The sequence below is a fragment of the Rhizobium ecuadorense genome, from assembly GCF_001187535.1.
Lineage (GTDB): Bacteria > Pseudomonadota > Alphaproteobacteria > Rhizobiales > Rhizobiaceae > Rhizobium > Rhizobium ecuadorense.
Map to the genome: position 1 here is coordinate 34,300 of NZ_LFIO01001796.1, position 22,858 is coordinate 57,157.

A 22,858-nucleotide genomic window follows, 5' to 3' on the forward strand; every position below is an offset into this window, starting at 1 on the left:
TATGGGAAATGGGCGCGTGAGGCAGCTTCGCACGGCCGATTGGGGCAATGGGCGTGTCAGCGAAGCGCCGCCTTCAGGGCAACACCCGCCACATAGGTCTCGATGACCGCCCTGTCGTCGCCCATCGTCTGCAGCAGGAAGAGTTCTTCGGGTAGCGTCTTCACCGCTTCCATCTTCAGCGCCATGGCCGGGGTCGCCGCCGCGTCGAGGACGACGAGATCGGCTTCGGTGCCGGGGTCCAGCGTGCCGATCCGGTCGGCGAGCGACAGCGCCTCGGCATTGCCACGCGTCATCAGGTAATAACTTTCCAGCGGGTTCAGCCGTTCTCCGAGCAATTGCTGGATCTTGTAGGCTTCGTCCATCGTCTTCAGCATCGAATAGCTGGAACCGCCGCCGATATCTGTGGCGACGCCGATGCGGACCGGCTTTTCGCGTCGCGCCAGCGCCTTCAGCGGGAACAGGCCGGAGCCGAGGAAGAGGTTCGAGGTCGGGCAGTGGACGGCGACCGAGCCCGTCTCGCTCATCACATCAGCTTCGCGCTCGGACAGGTGGATGGCGTGGCCGAACAGGCTTTTCGGCCCGAGCAGGCCGTAACGGGCGTAGATGTCGGTATAGTCGATCGCGTCGGGATAGAGCTCGCAGGTGAATCTGATCTCGTCGTGGTTTTCCGAAAGATGCGTCTGGATGTGCAGATCGGGAAATTCGCGGGCAAGCGCTGCTGTCGCTTCCATCTGCGCCGGCGTCGAGGTGATCGCAAAGCGCGGGGTGATGGCGACGTGGTTGCGGCCCTTGCCGTGCCAGTCCGCTATTACCTGGCGGGTCTCGTCATAGCCCATCTCGGGCGTGTCGAGCAGGCCCTGCGGGGCGTTGCGGTCCATCATCACCTTGCCGCCGACCATGCGCATGTTGCGCTTCATCGCCTCGGCGAAGAAGGCATCTGCCGAGGTCTTGTGCACGGAACAATAGGCGACCGCCGTCGTGGTGCCGTGGCGGATCAGCTCGTCGTAGAAATGCGTGGCGATCCTTTCAGCATGAGCGCTTTCGACGAAACGGCATTCCTCGGGAAAGGTATAGGTGTTCAGCCATTCGAGCAGGTTGGCGGCATAGGAGGCGATCACCTGCATCTGCGGAAAATGCAGATGCATGTCGATGAAGCCGGGTAGGATCAGATGCGGGCGGTGGTCGATTTCGACCACATCTGCAGCTGCTTTTGCCTTGATGTCGGCATAGGGGCCGACGGCCGCGATCCGCCCGTCTTCGATCAGCAGGCCACCATCTTCCTCGTAGAGATAGCTCTGGCTGTCGGCCAGACTCAGCGGCGCCCGATGAAAGGACAGCAGGCGGCCGCGCAGGAGTGTCGTCGTCATTGTTTTTTGCCTTCGACTGCACTTTCGAACCAGGCGACGAGCAGCTTGCGTTCGTCCGGCGTAATATCGGTGATGTTGCCGGGCGGCATGGCATGGCTGCGGCCCGCCTGTATATAGATTTCGCGGGCATGGGCGGCAATTTCCGCGTCGTTTTCGAGCATGACCTCCTTCGGCGGCCGCACGATGCCCTCATAAACGGGCTCGGCGGCGTGGCACATGGAACAGCGCGTCGCGACCAGTTGCTTGACGGCGGGGAAATGCGGATCGCCGGCAAATTGCTGGAAAGCGGGCGCCACCGCCGCCGCATCCGTTTCACCGGTCAGCAGTTTCGGCACTGTGGAAAGCCACATGATCAGGATGAAAAGGACGAGGGTGACGATCCAGGTCCAGGTCGGCCGGCCCTTCCTGGCATGTGTGGTGTTGAACCAGTGGCGGATGGTGACGCCCATCAGGAAGACCAAAGCGGCGATCACCCAGTTGAACTGTGTTCCGAAGGAGAGCGGATAGTGGTTCGACAGCATGAAAAAGATGACGGGCAGCGTCAGGTAGTTGTTGTGCAGCGAACGCTGTTTGGCGATCTGCCCGTATTTCGGATCGGGAACCCGTCCGGCGATGAGATCGGCGACGACGATCTTCTGGTTCGGGATGATGATCATGAAGACGTTGGCCGACATGATCGTCGCGGTGAAGGCGCCGAGATGCAGGAAGGCGGCGCGGCCGCTGAAAAGCTGCGTGTAACCCCAGGCCATGAAGACCAGCACGACGTAAAGGACCGCCATCAGGCCCCAGGTATTTTTGCCGAGCGGGGATTTGCAGAGCAGGTCGTAGATGATCCAGCCGCCAGCGAGTGATGCTAGCGAGATCAGGATCGCCACCGGCTTCGAAATATCGAGCACGTGGCGATCGATGAGGAACAGGTCAGCGCCGCCGTAATAGACGATGCACAGCATCAGGAAGCCGGAAATCCAGGTGAAATAACTCTCATATTTGAACCAGGTCAGGTGCTCCGGCATTTGCGCGGGCGCCACCAGATATTTCTGGATATGATAGAAACCGCCGCCATGGACCTGCCATTCCTCGCCATAGGCGCCGGGCGGCAGATGCGGGCGTTTCACCAGTCCGAGATCGAGCGCGATGAAATAGAAGGACGATCCGATCCAGGCGATCGCGGTGACGACATGGAACCAGCGCGCCGCGAAAGCGAGCCATTCCCATGCTATGGCATATTCATACATCGAGTTCCCCTATCTTCCTCCGACTCGTGACATTGCGGAAATTTTGGCGGGGAGGGAAGAGGAGATTGAAAGATGGCGTCCGCATAGCGGCCGTTGCGTCAAAAGGAGCAATGGAATGATCACCGCGCTCTACAGCGATCAGCTCATCGCCGAAAATGCGCCGATGGACCGGCGGCTTGCGGCGCTCATTCTTTCGCGCGGGAGCAGTATCGGCTATATCGCCTCCGCCCCGGAGCCCCAGCGGGAGTTTTTCAACGAGAAACGACAGTATTATCTCAGATACGGGCTTTCCCTCGATCTCTTCGTCGATCTCGATGCGCTTTCCAGCGACGAGGAGATCGGCCGGCTGTTTGCCTGTAACGCCATCCATCTCACAGGCGGCCACACCGGCGACTTTCTGAGGCGGCTGCGCCAAAGCGGCATGCTGGAGAGGCTGCGCGCATGGGCGCTTGACGACGGCATTCTCGTCGGAACCAGCGCCGGAGCAATTTTGATGACGCGGAGGATCGCCGTTGACGCCCTCTTTTCCGGCGGTTCGCCGGATGCGGTGCGGGATGGCGCGGCGCTCGATTTGGTGCCTTTTGAATTCTTCCCACACCTGAACGACGATCCCGGTTATCTCCCCGCGCTGCTGCGCTACAGCGAGACGACGGCAACGCCCATTCTCGCGTGCCGGGACGGCGAAGGTATCATCCTCGGCGATGGACTTGTCGAGATGTTTGGCGCCCCGTTGATGATTTCCGGCGGTTTTGCCGAAGCCGCCGAGCGCGGCCGCATCGCAGATCTGCTGTCTCGTGCCTAAAAGCTGCCGAGATGACTGTGCATTATCTCTGACTTATACATGATGTGCTAATTCGGCACGCCTTGAACTATGGTGAGTGGATTACAGTTACTTTGCAGGCCGCCGGCATAAAATAAGAACCATTAGATCATCGGCGGCGCATTCATCGACGGAGAAGATGCCCATGCGCAGCATTCTGACGTGTGTGATGATTGCGTACGCGTCGCTGGCGACGGCTCACGACGCACCCTCGGGGTGGAGTTATGATCCATATTGTTGCAACGGCGACAGTCACAATGGCGACTGCCAGATGATCCCTTCGAAAAGCGTGGCGGTGACGCCGGGCGGATATCGTGTGACGCTCTTGCCGGGCGACCATCGGCTGGTCACGCATGCGCATGTCTTCCTGCTGCCAATGACGAAGGCGATGCAATCCGGCGACAATGACTATCATCTCTGTCTGTTCCCGAACGAGGATACGCCGCGCTGTTTCTATGCGCCGGAGATGGGATACTGAGGCTACCCACCCGCATCAGGTGCTTCAGTTTTCGGCCGTCTTCATCTCTTCGAGGATCCAGTTGCGGAAAGCCTTGATCTTCGGCACGTTGCGGCGGTTTTCGGGATAGGCGAGCCAGTAAGCCTTGCCATCGCTGCGGGTCAGTTCGAAGGGCTGGTACAGCCGGCCTAGCGCGATCTCGGCCGCATAGAAGGCCGGGTTGAGGATGGCGACGCCATGTCCTGACATCGCCGCATCGGCTTCCACCGCCTGGGAGCCGAGCTGATTGCGCGGGCGGCGATCGAGATCCGTGTCGGTGACGCCGGCCGCCTCGAACCATTGTTTCCACCAGATATCGCCGGCGTCGAAGAGATCGAACTTCAGGAGATCACGCGGCTCCCTGATGCCGCCGGCCGATTCCGCCAGCTTCGGGCTCAGCATCGGCGTGAACTCCAGCCCCATCAATCGGTGCAGGGTCAGCCCCGGCCAATTGCCGTCACCCCAGCGGATGCCGACATCAATCTGCTCGCGGGAGAAGTCGATAATGTCGGAGGTCGCCTGAAAGCGCACCGCGATCGCCGGATGCTTCAAATGGAAAGAGCCGAGGCGCGGCGCCAGCCATTTCGAGGCGAATGTATGGGTCGAGCTGATGGCGAGCGTGCCTTCGACACTGTCGCGCGCCGTCGCCATTGCATCGTGCAGCATGGCAAAGGCTTCGGTCACCTTCGGCGCCAGCCGCTCGCCGGTCTCCGTCAGCGCGATCTGCCGGGGACGGCGCAGGAAGAGCGGCTCGCCGACATTCTCCTCCAGCAGCTTGATCTGGTAGCTGACGGCCGTCTGCGTCATGCCGAGTTCGTCGCCCGCCTTGGTGAAACTGCCGAGCCGGGCAGCGGTTTCGAAGACGCGCAGCGCATTCAGCGGGAATTGCTTCGACAGTTTCATGGATAAGTTCTCTTGATGCAGGCAGACGGTCGTTCGATTGGAATTGCAGCATTTTCGGCGGCAAACTGCAACTCATACCATCAATCTGACGAGGTGATGTCATGGATTGCTCCACGATCGAAGAGAACCGGCCGCCGCAAAACATCGGCGTTTTCCGACGTCTTGTCGGCAGGCTGGCGGGCAGCGCCAACCGTTTCTGCCGTCTGACCCGGCTCGATCTTTCCGCTACACCGGACCGCGTCAAGCGCGACCTGGGTTTCCTCGACGGGCGCGAGCCCTTTTACGAGGACGAGCGCATGCGGTAGGCGCCAAGAGCCGTCAAAATCTCGGCGGCGGTCATGGCGGCGATCACTTCGGGTCGTTTGTCCCTGACCGCGGCGCCGCCGATCGGCAGCGTTAGCCGCTCGATCCATGCGCGCTCCCCGCCGCCTTCGCGAGAAAGCCAGCTTGCCAAGGTGGCGCGCTTGGTCGCCGAGCCGATCATGCCGGTATAGGCAAGGTCGCTCCTATCAAGCGCTTCGCGGGCGATGAGAAAGTCCAGCGCGTGGTCATGCGTCAGGATGACGACCGCGCCGCCGGCGGGAATATCCTTCACCAGCGCTTCTGGCATCGGCACGAGCCGGGTTTTCGTTTCTGCCGGCAGGTTGGCGAGCTCATCCTGCCGTGTTTCGACGATTGTGACCGACAGCGGCAATGGCGCCAGAGCCGCGGCCAGTGCCCGGCCGACATGGCCGGCACCGAAGAGATAGACTTCCGGCAGACGCTCGATCTCGCCGGCAAGTTTTGCCTCCAACTCATCTTTCAACGGCTGCGTCAGACGGCGAAACCGCAACTGCGTGCGCCCGCCGCAGCACTGGCCGATCTCCGGGCCGAGCGGGATGTCCATGGCGGCGGTTCCGCCGGTTCCAGCCAGCATCTCCCGGGCATTCGCGATTGCCATGAACTCGAACTGCCCGCCGCCGATTGTGCCCCACAGTGCGGTCGACGAGACGAGCATGAAGGTCCCGGCCTCACGCGGGGTGGAGCCTTGCGTGCCGGTGATGTCGACGAGGATGCTGTTGGGATGGGCGGCGAGGAAAGTCGGGAGGTCGGTCATGGGAGTTGGACCTCGCGGTCGTTGGAGTATGCCGCTAAGACCCCCTCATCCGACCCTTCGGGCCACCTTCTCCCCGCTGGGGAGAAGAGGGAGAATGCGGCGCTCTCGTTGATCCCGTCAGCGTTTTTACATGTGGTTCCCGCAGGTTCAGCGATTTGTTTGAACGATGCCCGAACGTCTCGCTTCCTCTTCTCCCCAGCGGGGAGAAGGTGGCCCGAAGGGTCGGATGAGGGGGCTTGGTTCAAGCGCATTACGTTCTCAAATTCTCCGTACGAGCGATCGCAGGATAGAAGCGAAGGATATCATCGCGCTGGAATATTCGCCTTTCAAGTGCGGCAAGGATCGTCTCAAGGACTGCTCTTCGCTCTTGGGTTATTTCATGATTCCAAAATCGGAGGATTGAATAATCCAGCCCGGTTTAGCAACAAGGTCCGAGCCATGTCAGACATATTGTCGGCGTGATGAAATCCATCGATCTCGACAACCAACCGTTCTTCCCGGCATATAAAATCGACGATATAGACCCCGAGGGGAACCTGTCGTGCAAATTTGTATCCGTTCAACTGCCGATTTCGCAGATCACTCCAAAGTCGATATTCTTCCTCGGTTTCGGTTTGTCGCAGTTTGCGGGCCTGTGTGGTCTTGCCGGGCCGTCTCTTTCTAATGTCTTCGAGATCAGACATCCGAGGGATCGCCTACACCCGCTTCATCCGCTCCACCGCCATCAGCACCCGCTCCGGCGTTGCAGGAGCATCGAGCCTTGGGCAGACCTTGTAGTCCGCCACGCTGGCGACTGCCATCGACAGCGCTTCCAGCACCGAGATCGCCAGCATGAAGGGTGGTTCGCCGACGGCCTTGGAGCGGCCGATGGTGGCCTCCGCGTTCTCCGACCATTCGGCAAGGCGGACGTTGAAGATCTTCGGGCGGTCGGAGGCGAGCGGGATCTTGTAGGTCGAGGGCGCATGGGTGCGCAGGCGTCCCTTGTCGTCCCACCAGAGTTCTTCCGTCGTCAGCCATCCCATGCCCTGCACGAAAGCGCCTTCGACCTGACCGAGGTCGATCGCCGGGTTCAGCGAGCGGCCGACATCGTGCAGGATGTCGGTGCGATCGATCAGATATTCGCCGGTCAGTGTGTCGATCGAAACCTCGGTGCAGGCGGCGCCATAGGCGAAATAATAGAAGGGCGTGCCGCGGCCGGCCTTGCGGTCCCAGTGGATCTTCGGCGTCTTGTAGAAGCCGGCGGCGGAAAGCTGGACGCGGGCGAAATAGGCCTGCTTGACGAAATCGGGGAAGGGGATCTCGCTTTCGCCGACGCGCACGCGGTTGGGCAGGAAGACGACGTCGGGCGGCGCCACATCCCATTTCTCGGCGGCAAAGGCCACGAGACGTTCCTTGATCTGGCGGGCGGCATCGAAGGCCGCCATACCGTTCAGGTCCGAGCCGGAGGAGGCGGCGGTGGCCGAGGTGTTCGGGACCTTGGCCGTGGTCGTCGCGGTGATCTTCACCCTAGAGATATCGACCTGGAAGCTGTCGGCCAGCACCTGCGCGACCTTGGTATAGAGGCCCTGGCCCATTTCGGTGCCGCCATGGTTCAGATGGATCGAGCCGTCCTGATAGATATGGACGAGGGCGCCGGCCTGGTTGAAGGCGGTCATGGTGAAGGAAATGCCGAATTTCACCGGCGTCAGGGCGATGCCCTTCTTGATATAGCGGCTGTCGCGGTTGAAGCCGATGATGGCGTTGCGCCGCGCCCGGTAGTCTGACGTATCCTCCAGCTCGTCGACGACGCGGGCGATGATATTGTCCTCGACCTCCTGATGATAGGGCGTCAGCGTCCGCCCGGAGCCCGGCTGGCCGTAGAAATTCAGCTTGCGAATGTCGAGCGGATCCTTGCCGAGGGCGTAAGCGATTTCTTCGATGAGACGCTCGGCGGCGAGCATGCCCTGCGGCCCGCCGAAGCCGCGGAAGGCGGTGTTGGAGACAGTGTGGGTTTTCAGCGGTTTCGACTGGAGATGCACATGGGGATAGAAATAGCTGGAATCGGCATGGAAGAGGGCGCGGTCGGTCACCGGTCCCGACAGATCCGACGAGAAGCCGCAGCGCGCCGCGTAAGTGGCGTCGACCGCGTGGATGCGGCCTTCGGCATCGAAGCCCACCTCGTAATCGACAAGGAAATCATGGCGCTTGCCGGTGGCGCTCATGTCCTCGTCACGGTCGGGGCGGAACTTGACGGCGCGGCCGAGTTTCTTGGCGGCGATCGCCGCAAGGGCTGCGAACTGGTTGCCCTGCGTTTCCTTGCCGCCGAAGCCGCCGCCCATGCGGCGCACGTTGACGGTCACGGCGTTCGACGGGATATCGAGCACATGGCCGACAATGTGCTGGATCTCGCTCGGATGCTGCGTCGAGGACCAGACGGTGACCTCGTCGTCCTCACCGGGAATCGCCACGGCGATATGGCCTTCGAGGTAGAAATGCTCCTGTCCGCCGATGCGCATCTGCCCCTTCAGCCGCATTGGAGCATTCGGCATTTCCGTTTCCGGCTCGCCGCGTTGGAGGGTCATCGGGGTGATCACCAGCGGGCCGCCATTGGCAAGCGCGCCGTCGATATCGTGCCAGTGCGCGAGGTCGCGATAGTCGATCTTTGCCAGCCGGGCGGCGCGCCGCGCCGCGTCGCGCGTTTCGGCGATGACAGCAAAGATCGGCTGGCCGTGGAACTGAACCAAAGTTTCAGCGAGCAGCGGCTCGTCATGGCTGCCGTTGGAGCTGGTGTCGTTGACGCCGGGCACGTCCTTGCCGGTGAAGACCCAGACGACGCCGGGATAGGCGGCGACCTCGGAAAGATCGATGCTGATGATTTCGGCATGGGCGCGGTCGGAGAGGCCGAGCGCGCCGTGCAGCAGGCCGGCGGGTTCGGGAATATCGTCGATATAATCGGCGCTTCCGGTGACGTGTTTATGCGCTGAATCATGACGCAGCGAACCATACATGGGGCCCGAGATGACGACTTTGGGATTTTCGAAGGTGGACTTGTCCATTAGATGAGCCCTTCGAAAGGAAATGTTGTGACAGGTAGCCCCCTCATCCGCCCTTCGGGCACCTTCTCCCCGAGGGGAGAAGGGGTAAACGAGACGGCGCGGTACTCCCTTCTCCCCAGCGGGGAGAAGGTGCCGGCAGGCGAATGAGGGGGGCGGCTGGCGCCAACGGTTGACTTCTCCATCACGCCACCTCCTCGAACCGCTTCAGCTCCGCCGGCGCGCCCACCGTTTCCAGATAAAACCGCGTCAGCAGGTTCTTCGCCGTCAGCTGGCGGTATTCCGCCGTGGCGCGCCAGTCGGTCAGTGGCTGGTAGTCGGCATCGAAGGCGGGGCGGGCGGCGTCGATCGTCGCTTCCGTCCATGGTTTGCCAATCAGCGCGGCTTCGACAGTCGGAGCGTGCTTCGGCGTTGCCGCCATGCCGCCGAAGGCGATGCGGATGTCGGTGACCATCTCGGCTTCGTCGAGCGTCAGCAGGAAGGCACCGAGCACGGCGGTGATGTCTTCGTCGCGGCGCTTGGTGATCTTGTAGGCGGCAAAACGGCTGGTTGTCTTGGGATAGGGCACGAAGACGCTCTCGATGAACTCGCCGGGCTTCCGATCCTGCCTGCCGTAAGCGATGAAGAAATCCTGGAGCGGCATTCGGCGCTGGCCTTCGAGGGAGCGCAGCGTCAGCGTCGCGCCGAGCGCGATCAGCGGTGGCGGGCTGTCGCCGATCGGCGAGCCGTTGGCGATGTTGCCGCCGATCGTGCCCATGTTGCGCACCTGCTCGCCGCCGATGCGGTCGATCAGCCGCCCGAGCGCCGGGATCTTTTTCGAGATCGCCGCGAAGGCGCCGGTATAGCTGACGCCAGCGCCGATGGTGACGCCGTCCTCGCTTTCGGTGACCGATTGCAATTCGCTCAAGTGATTGATGAAGACGACAGGGCTTAGCCGCTTCATCTGCTTCGTTACCCAGAGACCGACATCGGTGGAGCCGGCGACGACGGTCGCGTCGGGCTCCTGCGAGAGGACTTCCGCCAGCGCTTGCGGCGAAGCCGGAATGATCAGCCGGTCTTCGTCCTTGGCAATCCTGATCGTGCTGCTTGTCTGCATGGCCCACAGCCGCGCGACGATTTCCGAGCGTGTCCGCTCCAGCGGGTCGAAGAGCGCGCTCGGCCGCGTCAGGCTCACCTGCTCGGCGGCCTTGACGATCGGCTCGTAGCCGGTGCAGCGACAGAGATTGCCCTGCAAGGCTTTTTCGATCTGCTGGCGGCTCGGCTTCTCGGTCGTCAACCAGAGGCCGTAGAGCGACATGACGAAGCCCGGCGTGCAGAAGCCGCATTGCGAGCCATGACAATCGACCAGCGCCTGCTGCACCGGATGCAGCGCGCCGTCCCGGCCGGCGAGATGCTCGACCGTCACCACATGGGTGGCGTGCAGCGAGCCCAAGAAACGGATGCAGGCATTGACGGATTCATAGGCGAGCTTGCCATCGGCGAGCCGGCCGACGAGCACGGTGCAGGCGCCGCAATCGCCTTCCGCGCATCCTTCCTTGGTGCCTGTCAGGCGTCGCTTCAGCCGCAGGAAATCGAGAAGCGTTTCGGTCGGCCCGACATCGGCGAGCGCGATGTCCTCGCCATTCAGGATGAAGCGGATGCTGTCGTTCATGATATTCCCGGTTGTTTTTTCCAAATGGTTAAGCCGCCGTCCAGCCACCGTCAATCGAGATATGCGTTCCGGTCACCTGCCGGGCGGCGTCGCTGGCAAGGTAAAGCGACAGCGCACCGATTTCTTCGGCCTTGACGAATTCACGGGTCGGCTGCGCCTTGAGGATGACCTCGCTCTTCACCTGTTCCTCGGTCATGCCGCGGGCCCTGGCGGTATCGGGTATCTGCTTCTCGACGAGCGGCGTCAGCACGTAGCCGGGGCAGATGGCGTTCACCGTCACGCCGAATTCGGCAAGCTCCAGGGCGGCTGCCTTCGTGAGGCCTAATATACCATGTTTTGCGGCAACATAGGCGGATTTGAAGGGGGAGGCGACGAGCCCGTGCGCCGAGGCGATGTTGATGATGCGGCCATGCTTCTTCGCCTTCATCAGCGGGATGGCGGCGCGCATGGTGTGAAAGGAGCTCGACAGATTGATGGCGATGATCTGATCCCATTTCTCGATCGGGAAATCCTCGATCTTCTCGACATGCTGGATGCCGGCATTGTTGACCAGGACATCGACGGTGCCGAAGGTCTTTGCCGCCGTTTCGATCAGGTCGGCGATCTCCGCGGGCTTGGTCATATCGGCCGGATGATAGAGCGCCCGTGCCTTGGATACTGATTCAAGCCGTTCGACGATCGCCTTGATTTCATCGGCATTTCCGAAACCGTTGATGACGACGTTGTCGCCGGTTTCGGCAAAGGCGGTGGCGATCGCAAGACCGATACCGCTGGTGGAACCGGTGACGACGACTGATCTGCTCATATTTCTCTCCTGACAGGCCGATGCTGCGTTGCAACGTTAGTGGCGAGGTTATGCCCAAAGCCGGCAGGCTGGCAATTCCGCTTTATTCGCTTTTCTCACCCGCATCCGTGTCCTATTGATTTGTCACGATAATCGACATGCCGAGCATTTCCGTTTTTCTTCGAATCACGGAAATGTTCTATCTCTTTTTCCACGCAATTCCGGACGCAAAACCGCTTCGCACTTTTGCTGGAATTGCTTTAGAGGAGGGAATTGCATGAGTGGATATGTTCTGGCGATCGATCAGGGAACGACATCGACGCGGGCGATCGTCTTCGACGGCGATATGCATGTCGCCGGCAAGGGCCAGAAGGAGTTCACTCAGATCTATCCGCGATCCGGCTGGGTCGAGCACGATCCCGAGGAAATCTGGGATTCGGTCGTCTCCACCGTCAACATGGCGCTGCGCGATGCCGGGATCGCGGCCAAGGATGTGGCAGCGCTCGGCATTACCAACCAGCGGGAGACGGTGGTCGTCTGGGAGCGCGAGACCGGCCGGCCGATCCAGAATGCCATCGTCTGGCAGGACCGACGCACCGCGAGCTATTGCGACAATCTGAAACGACAGGATCTCGAGCGGCTGTTCACCAAGAAGACGGGTCTCCTCCTCGATCCCTATTTCTCCGGCACGAAGCTCTCCTGGATGCTCGCCAATGTGAAGGGTGCGCGGGCCCGTGCGGCGAGGGGCGATCTTTGCTTCGGCACGATCGACACCTTCCTGATCTGGCGGCTGACAGGGGGCAAGAGTTTTGTCACCGATGCCACCAACGCCTCTCGCACGCTGATGTACAACATCGCCGAAAACGCCTGGGACGAGGATCTGCTCGATATTCTGCGCGTGCCTGCCGCCATGCTGCCGCAGGTTAAGGATTGCGCTGCCGATTTCGGCACGGTCGATCCTGAAATCTTCGGCGCAGCGATCCCGATCCTCGGGGTTGCCGGAGACCAGCAGGCGGCCACCATCGGCCAGGCCTGTTTTCAGCCGGGCATGCTGAAATCGACCTACGGCACCGGCTGTTTCGCGCTGCTCAACACCGGCGCCGATATGGTGCGTTCAAAAAACCGGCTGCTGACCACCATCGCCTATCGCCTGAACGGCGAGACGACCTATGCGCTTGAGGGGTCGATTTTCATCGCCGGTGCGGCAGTACAATGGCTGCGGGACGGGCTCGGGATCATCGGCAGCGCCGCCGAGACCAATGCACTTGCCGAAAAGGCCGATCCGACGCAGGAAGTCTATCTCGTCCCCGCCTTCACCGGGCTTGGCGCACCGCATTGGGACGCCAAGGCGCGCGGCGCGATCTTCGGGCTGACGCGCAACAGCGGCCCGGCGGAACTTTCCAGGGCAGCCCTTGAAGCGGTCTGCTACCAGACCCGCGACCTGCTCGACGCCATGCAGAAGGACTGGAAAAACGGCGGCGACGACACGGTGCTGCGCGTCGATGGCGGCATGGTCGCTTCCGACTGGACGATGCAGCGGCTCGCCGACCTGCTCGACGCCCCGGTCGACCGCCCGGTGATCCTGGAGACGACGGCGTTGGGGGCTGCCTGGCTCGCCGGCAGCCGGGCGGGGGTCTGGCCGGACAGGGAGGGTTTCTCGGCAACGTGGAAACGAGACCGGCGCTTCGAGCCCGATATGGACGAGAAGGTGCGGGCGGCCAAGCTCAAGGGCTGGAAGAGCGCGGTCCGGCGGACGCTGAGCGAGGGGTGAGGGGATGATGTCTCGCTAAAACTCGACCGCGTTGGTTCAGCTCAGCCAGTTCTCGACATCACGAGGTCCATAGACCACGGCGACGATAAAGATGCCGTAAGGCATCGGTTCGTAGATAACGACGTAGCGGCCTTCAATCAGAATCCGCGCTGTCGGGCTGAGCGCGGGGCGTGGAGAGCCCATATGAGGATGCTCGGCAAGCAAGTTCCGCCTTTTCCAGAATCCGCGTGAGAAGGGCGTCGGCGGCCGGTTCATTGTCCGGCGCGATGGAGCGCCAGATGTCGCGCAAATCTTCTTAGGCACGGGGACTGAGAAGGTATTTAGCCACGCGAACGGGCTTCCGCCTTCAACTCCGCCAAAAGGGTTTTTGCATCGATTTCACGGCCTGTGCCGCTCGCCATCCCTTCGTCATAGGCCTTCTTGAGGCGGCCGATTTCCATCAGCCGGACTTCCTCCCGCTGCTCCCACAGGCGCAGCGCGTCGCGGACGACTTCGCTGTTGGAGGCATAGGCGCCGGATTCCACGGCATCGTGCAGGCGCGCGATTTGCTGCGGGGAAAGAGATATGGTCAGGGTTCTCATCGCTGGAGTTTTCATGGCCCAATTGTAGTGCGACTAACAAGAACTAACAATCTTTATTAATGTCATTGTATCTTGTTGCCTTTCGGCTGGCCGGTCAGCCAGGCCCCGATGCGGCAGCTCACCAACAATTTTTAATGCGGCCTGTCGGCTAAGCGGTTACTCCTTCGTCATTCGGAAAGAGGAGTGAGTGATGCTTTATGCAATCCTTTGTTACGCCCATGAAGAAACCGTCTTCGCCTGGACCAAGGAGGAGGAGGCTGCCGTCATGGAGAAGCTCTACGCCGTGCAGGCGCCGCTTGCCGCATCCGGTAAGCTCGGCCCCGTTGGCCGGCTGATGCCGACGACGGCTGCGACCACCGTGCGTAAGGGCAAGGACGAGCCTTTGGTCATCGACGGGCCTTTTGCGGAAACGAAAGAGGCGCTTCTCGGCTTCTACGTGGTCGACTTCGAAACGCTCGACGAGGCGGTCGCCTTCTCGAAACAGCTTTCCTCAGTCAATCCAGGTTCCACCTCTTACGAAATTCGGCCGTTCTACGTCTTCAGGCCGGGAGATGCTTCATCATGACCGATATTGCCTGGATCGACCTCGCACTTGCCTCGGCCCGCCCGAAGGCGCTCGGTGCGCTGCTGCGCTATTTCCGCAATCTCGATACCGCGGAAGAGGCGTTTCAGGAGGCATGCCTGAGGGCGATCCGCACATGGCCGGAGAAGGGGCCGCCGCGCGATCCGACCGCCTGGCTGATCTTCGTCGGGCGAAACAGCGGCATCGATGCGGTGCGCAAGCGGTCAAAGCTGCAGGCCCTGCCGGATGAGGACCTCATCTCCGATACCGAGGATGCCGAAAGCGATATTGCCGAGCGGCTTGACGATTCCCACTATCGCGACGATATCCTGCGGCTTCTCTTCATCTGCTGCCACCCGGACCTGCCGGCGACCCAGCAGATCGCGCTGGCGCTGCGTATCGTTTCCGGCCTTTCGGTGACGCAGATCGCCCGCGCCTTCCTGGTGTCGGAAAGCGCCATGGAGCAGCGTATCACCCGCGCCAAGGCGCGCGTCGCCAAGGCCGGCGTGCCGTTCGAAACGCCGAGCCCTGAGGAAAGGGCCGAGCGTCTTACGATCGTCAGCACGATGATCTATCTCGTCTTCAACGAAGGCTACAGCCAGGCCGACCCGAAGCATGAGGCGGCCGCCTTCAGCGACGAGGCGATCCGGCTGGCACGGCTGATCCTGCACCTCTTTCCGTCCGAACCGGAGCTGATGGGGCTGCTTGCACTGATGCTTCTGCAGATATCGCGCCGGCCGGCGCGCTTCAGCGCCGAAGACGAGATCGTGCTGCTGGAAGATCAGGACCGCTCGCTCTGGAACCAGCCCTTCATCAACGAGGCCCTGGCGCTGCTCGACAAGGCGCTGCGCCATCGTCGGCCCGGCCCCTATCAGCTTCAGGCGGCGATCGCCGCCATCCATTCCCGCGCAAAACGCGCCGAAGACACCGACTGGGTCGAAATCGATCTGCTTTACCGCGCGCTGGAGCGTGTGCAGCCGTCCCCTGTCGTAACGCTTAACCGCGCGGTCGTGGTTTCCAAGCTGCATGGGCCGCAGGAGGCGCTCGATCTGATCGACCCGCTCGGCGAGAAGCTCGGCGGCTATTTCTACTATCACGGCCTGCGGGGCGGGCTGCTGAAGCAGCTTGGCTTGACCTGCCAGGCGCGCGAAGCCTTTGACCGCGCCATTGCGCTTGCCCATTCGGCAGCGGAGGCAGCCCACATCCGCAGGCAGATCGACAAGATGCAGGAAGATGCGGCGCAGCCGATCGCCAAATAGTCAAGAAAAAGTCGGCACGCTGTCGGACCGGCAAACTTCGACACGTCCTTGCAACAACCTGGAAGCAGGTTTCATTCAACTGGAGAGATGCCGAATGACCGCCAGCACGCAACATGAACTCGTCCTCGTTCGCGAATTCGACGCGCCGCGCGAGACGATCTACAAGGCATGGACCGATCCCGATCTCATGAAACAGTGGTTCGTGCCGCGCCCCTGGGGTATTGCGGAAGCGACGCTTGACGTCCGCCCCGGCGGTTCCAGCGTCATCGTCATGCAGGATCCCGAGGGCAACCAGTACCCGAACCGCGGCGTCTATCTCGAGATCGTCGAGAACGAGAAGATCGTCTTCACCGATGCCTATACCAGCGCCTGGGTGCCTGCCGAAAAACCCTTCTTCACCGGCGTCATCCTGCTCGAAGATCTCGGCAATGGCCGCACGAAATATACCGCCAAGGCGCTGCACTGGCGCGCCGAGGACAAGGAAGCGCACGAGAAGATGGGCTTCCACGAGGGGTGGGGCAAGGCGGCGGACCAACTGGCGGAGCTGCTGGCGACGATGTGAACGGCGAGTGAGGCGGCGCGGTGGAGGTCGCGCCGTCCTCATGCTTCAAGTGCGGCCTGAGGCCGCTTGGAAGATGAATCCGCCGATGCCTGAAAGTCGTTGAATTCAGATTCGAATTGGTGGTCGGGCGGGCCGGTGTCGCTGTCGACGCGGGATCGATCCTGTGTCAATCTGAGGGCATGAAGGGATACGTCTACATCCTTGCGTCCGCACGCAACGGCACGCTCTATACCGGCGTGACGCGTGATCTGGCCGGGCGGTCATACGAGCACCAGAATGAACTGACGCCGGGCTTTACGTCGAAATATGGCGTCAAGACGTTGGTGTGGTTTGAGGAGCATGATTTGCTGACGGCAGCGATCACGCGAGAGAAGACAATCAAGAAGTGGCCGCGGCAGTGGAAGCTCAATTTGATCGAGCGAGAGAATCCTGAGTGGGAGGATATTTCGTTTCATCTGCTGGGTCTGTGAAGATTCTCTCGTCGCGCGGACGCGCGACTGCTGGATTCCTGTGACAAGCACAGGAATGAGGGAGGTCCTGGATTCGGCAGCGCTCAAAAGCGATCGTATTCGCGCTGGAGGATATGGAGTGCAGGTTGATCACCTCGCTCCCTCATTCCTGTGCTCGTCACAGGAATCCAGCAGCGCCGTGTCTACGGCGCAAAGACTCTTTGCCGTGCTGTCAGAAGCCTCGCCGCACTATCGAAATTCTCGAACATTCCGTTCCAGAGTTTGTATTTGTGTTCCCTGCCGCCGGTCCTTATCTCCAGGTTGAACTCAACGGGATGCGGATCATGGAGCTTGGCCTTTACACCTTTGCAGATATCAATCCCAATCCCTCCCGCAGCAAGGGGGCGGAAGGGGCCGAACGGCTGAAGCATCTGATCGAGGAGATCGAGCTGGCCGATCAGGTGGGCCTCGATGTCTTCGGGCTCGGCGAACATCATCGGCCGGATTATGCCGCATCGGCGCCTGCCGTGGCGCTGGCGGCGGCCGCGGTCAAGACGAGGAATATCCGACTGACCAGCGCCGTCACCGTGCTTTCTTCCGATGATCCGGTGCGTGTCTTCCAGCAGTTTTCAACGCTCGACCTGATTTCGAACGGCCGGGCCGAGATCATGGCGGGGCGCGGCTCCTTTATCGAGTCCTTCCCGCTGTTCGGCTACAATCTCGAGGATTACGACCAGCTTTTCGAAGAGAAGCTCGATCTGCTGCTAGCTTTGCGCAATAGCGAGACGGTCGACTGGGAGGGCGAACTGCGCGCGCCGATCCGTGGGCGCGGCGTCTATCCCAGGCCGCTGCAGGATCAGCTGCCGTTGTGGGTTGCCGTTGGCGGCACGCCGCAATCGGTGGCGCGCGCCGGTGCGCTCGGCCTGCCGGTGGCGCTGGCGATCATCGGTGGCGAGCCGCGCCGGTTCGCGCCGCTCTTCGATCTCTACCGGGAGGCAGCACGCCGGGCAGGGCAGGACCAGGCGAAGCTGAAGACCAGCATCAACGTCCACGGCTTCATCGCCGATACGACCGCGGCCGCCGCCGAGCAGTTTTATGGGCCGCAGGCCGAAGTGATGAACCGCATCGGCCGCGAGCGTGGCTGGGGGCCGACGAGCCGGGCGCAGTTCGACATGTCGCGTGGACCGAACGGGGCGCTTTTCGTCGGCGATCCCGAACTGGTGGCAGAAAAGATCATCGCCCATCACGCGCTTTTCCGGAACGACCGCTTCCTGCTGCAGATGGCGATCGGCCTGATGCCGCATGCCGAGATCATGCGCGGCATCGAGCTCTACGGGACGAAAGTCGCGCCGATCGTCAGAAAGGCATTGACTGAAACGGGCGGAGGGGCGAAAGCCACCGCTTAACCAAGGCGGCCGTGGCCGCCCTGCGCAGGGCCGGAACAGACGAATGGTTATCGCAAACGACGACGAACTGGCGAAACTCAAGGAGATCGGCCGGATCTGCGCCAACGCTATCCAGGTGATGGCGGCGGCGATGGAGCCCGGCATGACGACGCTGGAGCTCGACGGCATCGGCCGTAAGGTGCTCGAGGCGGCGGGCGCGCGCTCGGCGCCGGAGTTCTGCTACCAGTTTCCGGGTGCGACTTGCATCAGCGTCAACGAGGAAATCGCCCACGGTATTCCAGGGCCGCGGGTCATCCGCGCCGGCGATCTGATCAATATCGACGTCTCGGCCGAGAAGGACGGGTTCTTCGCCGATACCGGCGCTTCCTTCGCGATGCCGCCGGTCAAGCCGAAGATCGAGAGGCTTTGCCGCGACGGCAAGCGGGCGCTCTGGGTCGGGCTCAATCAGGTGAAATCCGGCGAGCCGCTTGCCAGGATCGGCACCGCCGTCGGCGCCTTCGCGCAGAAGAATCGCTATACACTGGTCGCCAATCTGGCGAGCCACGGCGTCGGCCGCTCGCTGCACGAGGAGCCGGCCGAGCTCTCGACCTGGCCGGACCCTTCGGAAAAACGCGTCATGACGGATGGCCTCGTCTTCACCGTCGAGCCCTTCCTGTCGCTCGGCGCGACCTGGGCCGAGGGCGGCGACGATGCATGGACGCTTTATGCCGATCCGAAGGCGCCGACCGTGCAATATGAGCACACGGTGGTTGCGACGCGCAACGGGCCGGTGATCCTGACATTGCCGGATGGCCGGGCGTAGGGGCGGCTTTCCTCCGTGCGGCATTCTCCAAGACCCCTCATGCTGAGGTGCGCAGCCCGCAGGGCGGAGCCTCGAAGGATCATCCGCGACCTCGCTTCTTGCCATCATCCGGCATCAGTGCACCGGCCTCGTCCTTCGAGGCCCCTTCGGGGTGCCTCAGAATGAGGCTATCTTGAAGGCTGCCCCCATCCTTCTGCGCCCACTTTCGCAGAATTGATCGATCGATCAGAAATACTCGTTTGCGGTGCAGCGACTGTGGCGCGATAAGCGCTGCATGCTTTCCCGCCCGCCGCAATCTCCGCCGAACCTCGTTTCCACAGCCGCTGCCGGCGCCGTCGCCATGGCGGCGGCCATGGGCTTCGGGCGTTTCTCCTATACGCCGATCCTGCCCGGCATGATGAGCGGTGTGCCGCTTTCGGCGGCGGATGCAGGTTTTATCGCCTCGGCGAATTTCGTCGGTTATCTCGTCGGTGCAGTGCTTGCGGCCTATGGCTGGGCGGCGGGGCGGGAGCGGCTGGTGGCGCTCTCGGCACTGCTGGCGACCGCGATCCTGCTCGCCGCGATGGCCGCCACCGATTCCGTCGCGGTCTTTGCCGTCATCCGGTTCCTTGCCGGCCTCGCCAGCGCCTTCGCGATGGTCTTCACCTCGTCGATCGTGCTCAGCCACGGGGCTGCCGCCGGCAACGACCATGTGCAGGCGGCGCATTTCGGCGGGCCGGGGGCGGGTATCGCGCTGTCCTCGGTCATGGTGTTTCTCATCGGGCTCGGTTTTCACGACGGGCCGGACGGCTGGCGGGCCGACTGGATCGGCGGAGCGCTTTATTGCGCGGCAAGCCTTGTCATCGTCTTCCTGCTCTTGCCGTCAGCCCCGGCGCAATCGGCGCGCGCGGGCAAGGAGCCGGCCCTCCTCTGGAGCCGGCCGATGGTGCTGATCACACTGTCCTACGGCCTGTTCGGCTTCGGCTACGTCATCACCGCGACCTTCCTCGTCACCATAGCGCGTCTTTCTGCAACAGGCCCGCTGGTCGAATTCCTTTGCTGGTTCATTGCCGGGCTGACGGCGGCGGTGGCGCTGTTTGCCTGGAAGCCGCTGGTTAGGCCGCTCGGGCTCGGCGGCGTCTATGTCGCCGCACTTCTGGTCGAAGCCGCCGGCGTGCTCGCGACCGTGATGCTGCCGCACTCTGCCGCACCGCTGATCGGTGGGGCGTTGTTCGGGGCGACGTTCCTGGCGATCACGGCTTACGGGCTGCAGATCGGCCGTAAACTTTCGCCTGACAGCCCGCGGCGGATCCTGGCGATGATGACGGCCGCCTTCGGCCTCGGCCAGATCGTCGGGCCTGTCGTTGCCGGCTGGATTGCGGAGCGCAGCGGCAATTTCACCGCCCCAACGGTGATCGCAGCCGTCGCCCTTGTTGCCTGCGCCGCGCTGGTGATGCCGGTGGTCAAGAAAATCGCCTAAGCGGTTACATCTGCGTAACAATCGGCTGAACCCATTGCTGCTTCCTTCGAACTGCCTTAGTTTCCGGCACAATCAGTGTTCCACGACACTCCCGAGACTCACAGTTCAGGAAAGCAAAGCCCCCCGTGTTTCATTCCTTCTTTCCCCAGCCGAAGGCGTTCTTTACTTCGCTCGTCGTTTGGACCCTGATCTCCATTGCCGGCTGGTACCTTTTCGCCGCCGGTCTGGGCGCATCGCTCGGTTATGCACCGGTTGCCGAGGAACAGCAGCCGATTGATCTCTCATTCTTCCTGCTGCCGGAAAATATCTGGTTTTACAGCTATTTCTTTCTTTCGGCGCTGATCTTCTGCGGCGCATGGCATCTGATAGCGCGGAACCATCCCTGGAAGCTGTGGTCGATCTGGGGTTCGGCGCTGATCATCTTCGTCACCTATTTCGGCGTCCAGATCACCGTCGTGATCAATAACTGGCGCCGGCCCTTCGGCGACCTTCTAGTGGATGCGATGGCGAAGAAGCCGGGCATTACGGTCGACAATTTTTACAGCTTGATGTGGATCTTCTGCCAGATCGCGTTTCTCAGCATGTTCGTGTCGATCATGACCGACTTCTTCACCAGCCACTACATCTTCCGTTGGCGAACGGCGATGAATAATTTTTATATGTCGAAGTGGGAAAAGCTGCGCCACATCGAAGGCGCGTCGCAGCGCGTTCAGGAAGATACGATGCGCTTTTCGAGCACGCTCGAAAGCCTTGGCATTAGCCTTATCAATTCGGTGATGACGCTCGTCGTGTTCCTTCCGATCCTCCTGGCGCTATCGCATTATGTGACCGAGCTACCGTTCATTGGTCCGGTCGCGAATTCGCTCTTCTGGCTGGCGCTGTTCTGGTCGGCATTCGGCACGCTGCTTCTTGCGGTGGCCGGTATCAAGCTGCCGGGGCTGAACTTCCGCAATCAGCGCGTCGAAGCGGCCTATCGTAAGGAGCTCGTTTATGGTGAGGATCATGCGGATAGAGCCCAGCCGCTGACGGTCGGGGAGCTCTTCGGCAATGTCCGCCGGAACTACTACCGCATGTATTTCCACTATATGTATTTCAACGTGGCTCGCTATTTCTATATCCAGGCTGACGCCCTTTTCGTGGTTTTCATGCTGGTGCCGACCATCGTGGCGGGTGCCATCACCTACGGTATCTTTCAGCAGATATCGACCGCCTTCGGACAGGTCAGCAACTCGTTCCAGTATCTCGTCAACTCCTGGACGACGATCATCGAACTGCTCTCGATCCACAAACGCCTGAAGGCCTTCGAGGCGGCGATCGATGATGCGCCGCTGCCGGATATCGACCAACGTTATCTGGAGCGTGAAGCGGGTGTCGTGCACGCTGATGGTTGATTAAGGCTTGATCGGGTGAGCGGGGCTTTAATGCGTGCTGTGCCGTGAAGCCCCCTCATCCGCCCTAACGGGCACCTTCTCCCCGCTGGGGAGAAGCGGGATCGCGACCTCAGCACTTGCTCCCTCTTCTCCCCAGCGGGGAGAAGGTGGCCCGAAGGGTCGGATGAGGGGGCTGTACGGCACGCCGTCTCATCTTAAAAACTATCCCGTCACAACCCCGACGTCTGCTGCAATCTTCCCCGCGCCTCGATCATCGGGATCGCTTCGGAATAGCTGACGCAGGCGACGTCGGTGCGGTGGCAGACGTCGCCGACCAGCCGGTCGAGGGCGCGCCAGTAGGCGCCGCCGTTCATTTCGACGAAGTGGAAGCCGAGCTGGAGGGGAATTCGGCTGCCGACATATTGCTTGTCGAAAGCCTCTTTGAAGGCTGAATAGGCGCGCTCCTCGAAGGCCGCGCTGTCTGCTGTGTCTTCTTCACCCTTGGAATGGCGGACGAAGAGATTGTAGTCCATGCCGATGATCGGCTTTTCGCTTGGGCCTTCGGGGATCAGTGGCAGGCCGAAGCGGACGATGCCGTCTTCCTCGACAGGCATGGCCGGGCCCTTGGTGACGAGGCTCGCATCATAGGAAAAGCCGGCCTTCTTTTCGGCGGCGATCATGTCGGCGCCCGCCGTCGCCGAGAGGTAGGGCGCGCGAAAGCCCTTGATGCCGTGATCGACCAGATCCTGCCAGCCGGCCGGCTCCTCAAGGCCGACGCGCTTCCAGGCATTTTTCAGGGTGGCGTGAAAGGTTGCATATTCGGCCGACCAGTCGGCCTCGCTCCACTGGCGGCCGTCGAAATGGCCGCAGGCATGGCTCGATATGTCGTGGCCTTCGAGATTGGCGTGCCAGATATTGCCGAGGCGCTCGCGGATCTCGTCGTCGCTCTGGGCGAAGCCGACATTGGATTTTCCGCGCTTCTGGTGCGGCGCCTGGTAGGCCTTCTTCGCCGCCTCGTTCATCAGGAAGGTGCAGGAGAGAAAATAGGTGAAATGGGCGCCGTTCTTTGCGGCCATTTCGCGGCTCTTCAGCCAGAGCGCATTGTCGTGAGCGCCGTCGAACGAGATGATGACCAGCTGCTTCGGCCGGTCGGCCGCCTCCGCGATGGCAGGGAGGAGGAAGGAGGCAGCCAGACAGGCGGAGAGCAGAGGACGAGACATGGGCACCGCGACAATTTGTTCGCGGTTTCCCTC

At 61.8% G+C, this 22,858-nt stretch carries 22 protein-coding genes and 2 pseudogenes; 12 read left to right on the forward strand and 12 right to left on the reverse strand.

The genetic code is table 11. The features are described 5' to 3' along the window. Positions 1–56: 56 nt before the first annotated feature. Together guaD and puuD are read right to left on the reverse strand one after the other, a co-directional pair. Positions 57–1,367, reverse strand: coding sequence for a guanine deaminase (gene guaD / locus AF337_RS37405; RefSeq protein WP_049736097.1), 1,311 nt, complete (start codon positions 1,365–1,367; stop codon positions 57–59). Next, positions 1,364–2,602 (reverse strand): urate hydroxylase PuuD, encoded by a 1,239-nt coding sequence (puuD, locus tag AF337_RS37410; protein ID WP_049736098.1) that lies wholly within the window; start codon positions 2,600–2,602, stop codon positions 1,364–1,366. The genes guaD and puuD overlap by 4 nt, the downstream gene beginning before the upstream one ends. Positions 2,603–2,717: 115 nt before the next feature. Between puuD and AF337_RS37415 the strand changes: the two genes are divergently transcribed. Further along, a complete protein-coding gene (locus AF337_RS37415; RefSeq protein WP_049736099.1) occupies positions 2,718–3,404 on the forward strand; it encodes a Type 1 glutamine amidotransferase-like domain-containing protein in 687 nt (228 codons plus the stop codon). Between the two features lie 163 nt (positions 3,405–3,567). Beyond that, a complete protein-coding gene (locus AF337_RS37420; protein ID WP_003565666.1) occupies positions 3,568–3,900 on the forward strand; it encodes a hypothetical protein in 333 nt (110 codons plus the stop codon). A 24-nt stretch (positions 3,901–3,924) separates the two neighbouring features. On the opposite strand, the gene AF337_RS37425 is transcribed toward AF337_RS37420, so the two are convergent. Then, positions 3,925–4,821, reverse strand: a complete 897-nt coding sequence (locus AF337_RS37425) for a LysR substrate-binding domain-containing protein (protein WP_049736100.1) — start codon at positions 4,819–4,821, stop codon at positions 3,925–3,927. Between the two features lie 101 nt (positions 4,822–4,922). On the opposite strand from AF337_RS37425, the gene AF337_RS37430 reads away from it, so the two are divergent. Next, positions 4,923–5,126, forward strand: coding sequence for a hypothetical protein (locus tag AF337_RS37430; RefSeq protein ID WP_049736101.1), 204 nt, complete (start codon positions 4,923–4,925; stop codon positions 5,124–5,126). Here AF337_RS37430 and xdhC read toward each other — a convergent pair. From xdhC to AF337_RS37465, 6 genes and pseudogenes are all read right to left on the reverse strand, one after another. Then, on the reverse strand, positions 5,102–5,917 hold the full coding sequence (gene xdhC / locus AF337_RS37435) for a xanthine dehydrogenase accessory protein XdhC (RefSeq protein ID WP_049736102.1): 816 nt from the start codon (positions 5,915–5,917) through the stop codon (positions 5,102–5,104). The genes AF337_RS37430 and xdhC overlap by 25 nt on opposite strands. A gap of 250 nt (positions 5,918–6,167) precedes the next feature. Further along, a pseudogene (locus AF337_RS37445) lies at positions 6,168–6,588 on the reverse strand (endonuclease domain-containing protein); the annotation flags it as partial. 24 nt (positions 6,589–6,612) lie between these two features. Continuing rightward, positions 6,613–8,952 carry a xanthine dehydrogenase molybdopterin binding subunit gene (xdhB, locus tag AF337_RS37450; protein WP_049736104.1) on the reverse strand — a complete coding sequence of 780 codons (2,340 nt, stop codon included), beginning with the start codon at positions 8,950–8,952 and terminating at the stop codon, positions 6,613–6,615. Positions 8,953–8,988: 36 nt separating this feature from the next. After that, a pseudogene (locus AF337_RS46625) lies at positions 8,989–9,090 on the reverse strand (endonuclease domain-containing protein); the annotation flags it as partial. A 43-nt stretch (positions 9,091–9,133) separates the two neighbouring features. Next, positions 9,134–10,600 (reverse strand): xanthine dehydrogenase small subunit, encoded by a 1,467-nt coding sequence (gene xdhA, locus AF337_RS37460; RefSeq protein ID WP_049736106.1) that lies wholly within the window; start codon positions 10,598–10,600, stop codon positions 9,134–9,136. A 28-nt stretch (positions 10,601–10,628) separates the two neighbouring features. Then, a complete protein-coding gene (locus AF337_RS37465) occupies positions 10,629–11,405 on the reverse strand; it encodes a 3-hydroxybutyrate dehydrogenase (protein ID WP_049736107.1) in 777 nt (258 codons plus the stop codon). Positions 11,406–11,661: 256 nt separating this feature from the next. On the opposite strand from AF337_RS37465, the gene glpK reads away from it, so the two are divergent. Continuing rightward, positions 11,662–13,155, forward strand: coding sequence for a glycerol kinase GlpK (glpK, locus tag AF337_RS37470; RefSeq protein WP_049736108.1), 1,494 nt, complete (start codon positions 11,662–11,664; stop codon positions 13,153–13,155). 36 nt (positions 13,156–13,191) lie between these two features. Here glpK and AF337_RS43925 read toward each other — a convergent pair whose 3' ends face one another. Next, a complete protein-coding gene (locus AF337_RS43925; protein ID WP_167347835.1) occupies positions 13,192–13,338 on the reverse strand; it encodes a type II toxin-antitoxin system RelE/ParE family toxin in 147 nt (48 codons plus the stop codon). A gap of 137 nt (positions 13,339–13,475) precedes the next feature. Next, positions 13,476–13,736, reverse strand: coding sequence for a type II toxin-antitoxin system ParD family antitoxin (locus AF337_RS37480; RefSeq protein WP_184344613.1), 261 nt, complete (start codon positions 13,734–13,736; stop codon positions 13,476–13,478). Positions 13,737–13,926: 190 nt separating this feature from the next. On the opposite strand from AF337_RS37480, the gene AF337_RS37485 reads away from it, so the two are divergent. The 8 genes from AF337_RS37485 (at position 13,927) to sbmA (ending at position 21,626) form a co-directional block, all read left to right on the forward strand. Beyond that, complete coding sequence (locus tag AF337_RS37485) at positions 13,927–14,301, forward strand: YciI family protein (RefSeq protein WP_049736110.1); 375 nt, start codon at positions 13,927–13,929, stop codon at positions 14,299–14,301. Further along, positions 14,298–15,557, forward strand: coding sequence for an RNA polymerase sigma factor (locus tag AF337_RS37490; protein WP_049736111.1), 1,260 nt, complete (start codon positions 14,298–14,300; stop codon positions 15,555–15,557). The genes AF337_RS37485 and AF337_RS37490 overlap by 4 nt, the downstream gene beginning before the upstream one ends. A gap of 94 nt (positions 15,558–15,651) precedes the next feature. Then, positions 15,652–16,119: an SRPBCC family protein gene (locus AF337_RS37495; RefSeq protein ID WP_049736112.1), complete on the forward strand. Its 468-nt coding sequence runs from the start codon at positions 15,652–15,654 to the stop codon at positions 16,117–16,119. A 179-nt stretch (positions 16,120–16,298) separates the two neighbouring features. Beyond that, positions 16,299–16,589, forward strand: a complete 291-nt coding sequence (locus tag AF337_RS37500; RefSeq protein WP_049736285.1) for a GIY-YIG nuclease family protein — start codon at positions 16,299–16,301, stop codon at positions 16,587–16,589. Positions 16,590–16,912: 323 nt separating this feature from the next. Further along, a complete protein-coding gene (locus AF337_RS37505) occupies positions 16,913–17,974 on the forward strand; it encodes an LLM class flavin-dependent oxidoreductase (protein WP_049736286.1) in 1,062 nt (353 codons plus the stop codon). 43 nt (positions 17,975–18,017) lie between these two features. After that, on the forward strand, positions 18,018–18,776 hold the full coding sequence (gene map / locus AF337_RS37510) for a type I methionyl aminopeptidase (protein ID WP_049736113.1): 759 nt from the start codon (positions 18,018–18,020) through the stop codon (positions 18,774–18,776). A 274-nt stretch (positions 18,777–19,050) separates the two neighbouring features. Beyond that, a complete protein-coding gene (locus AF337_RS37515) occupies positions 19,051–20,235 on the forward strand; it encodes a YbfB/YjiJ family MFS transporter (protein ID WP_049736114.1) in 1,185 nt (394 codons plus the stop codon). A gap of 125 nt (positions 20,236–20,360) precedes the next feature. Continuing rightward, on the forward strand, positions 20,361–21,626 hold the full coding sequence (sbmA, locus tag AF337_RS37520) for a peptide antibiotic transporter SbmA (RefSeq protein ID WP_049736115.1): 1,266 nt from the start codon (positions 20,361–20,363) through the stop codon (positions 21,624–21,626). A 209-nt stretch (positions 21,627–21,835) separates the two neighbouring features. Here the strand turns inward: sbmA and AF337_RS37525 are convergent, their stop codons facing one another. Then, on the reverse strand, positions 21,836–22,825 hold the full coding sequence (locus AF337_RS37525) for a polysaccharide deacetylase family protein (protein WP_049736116.1): 990 nt from the start codon (positions 22,823–22,825) through the stop codon (positions 21,836–21,838). Positions 22,826–22,858 lie beyond the last annotated feature (33 nt).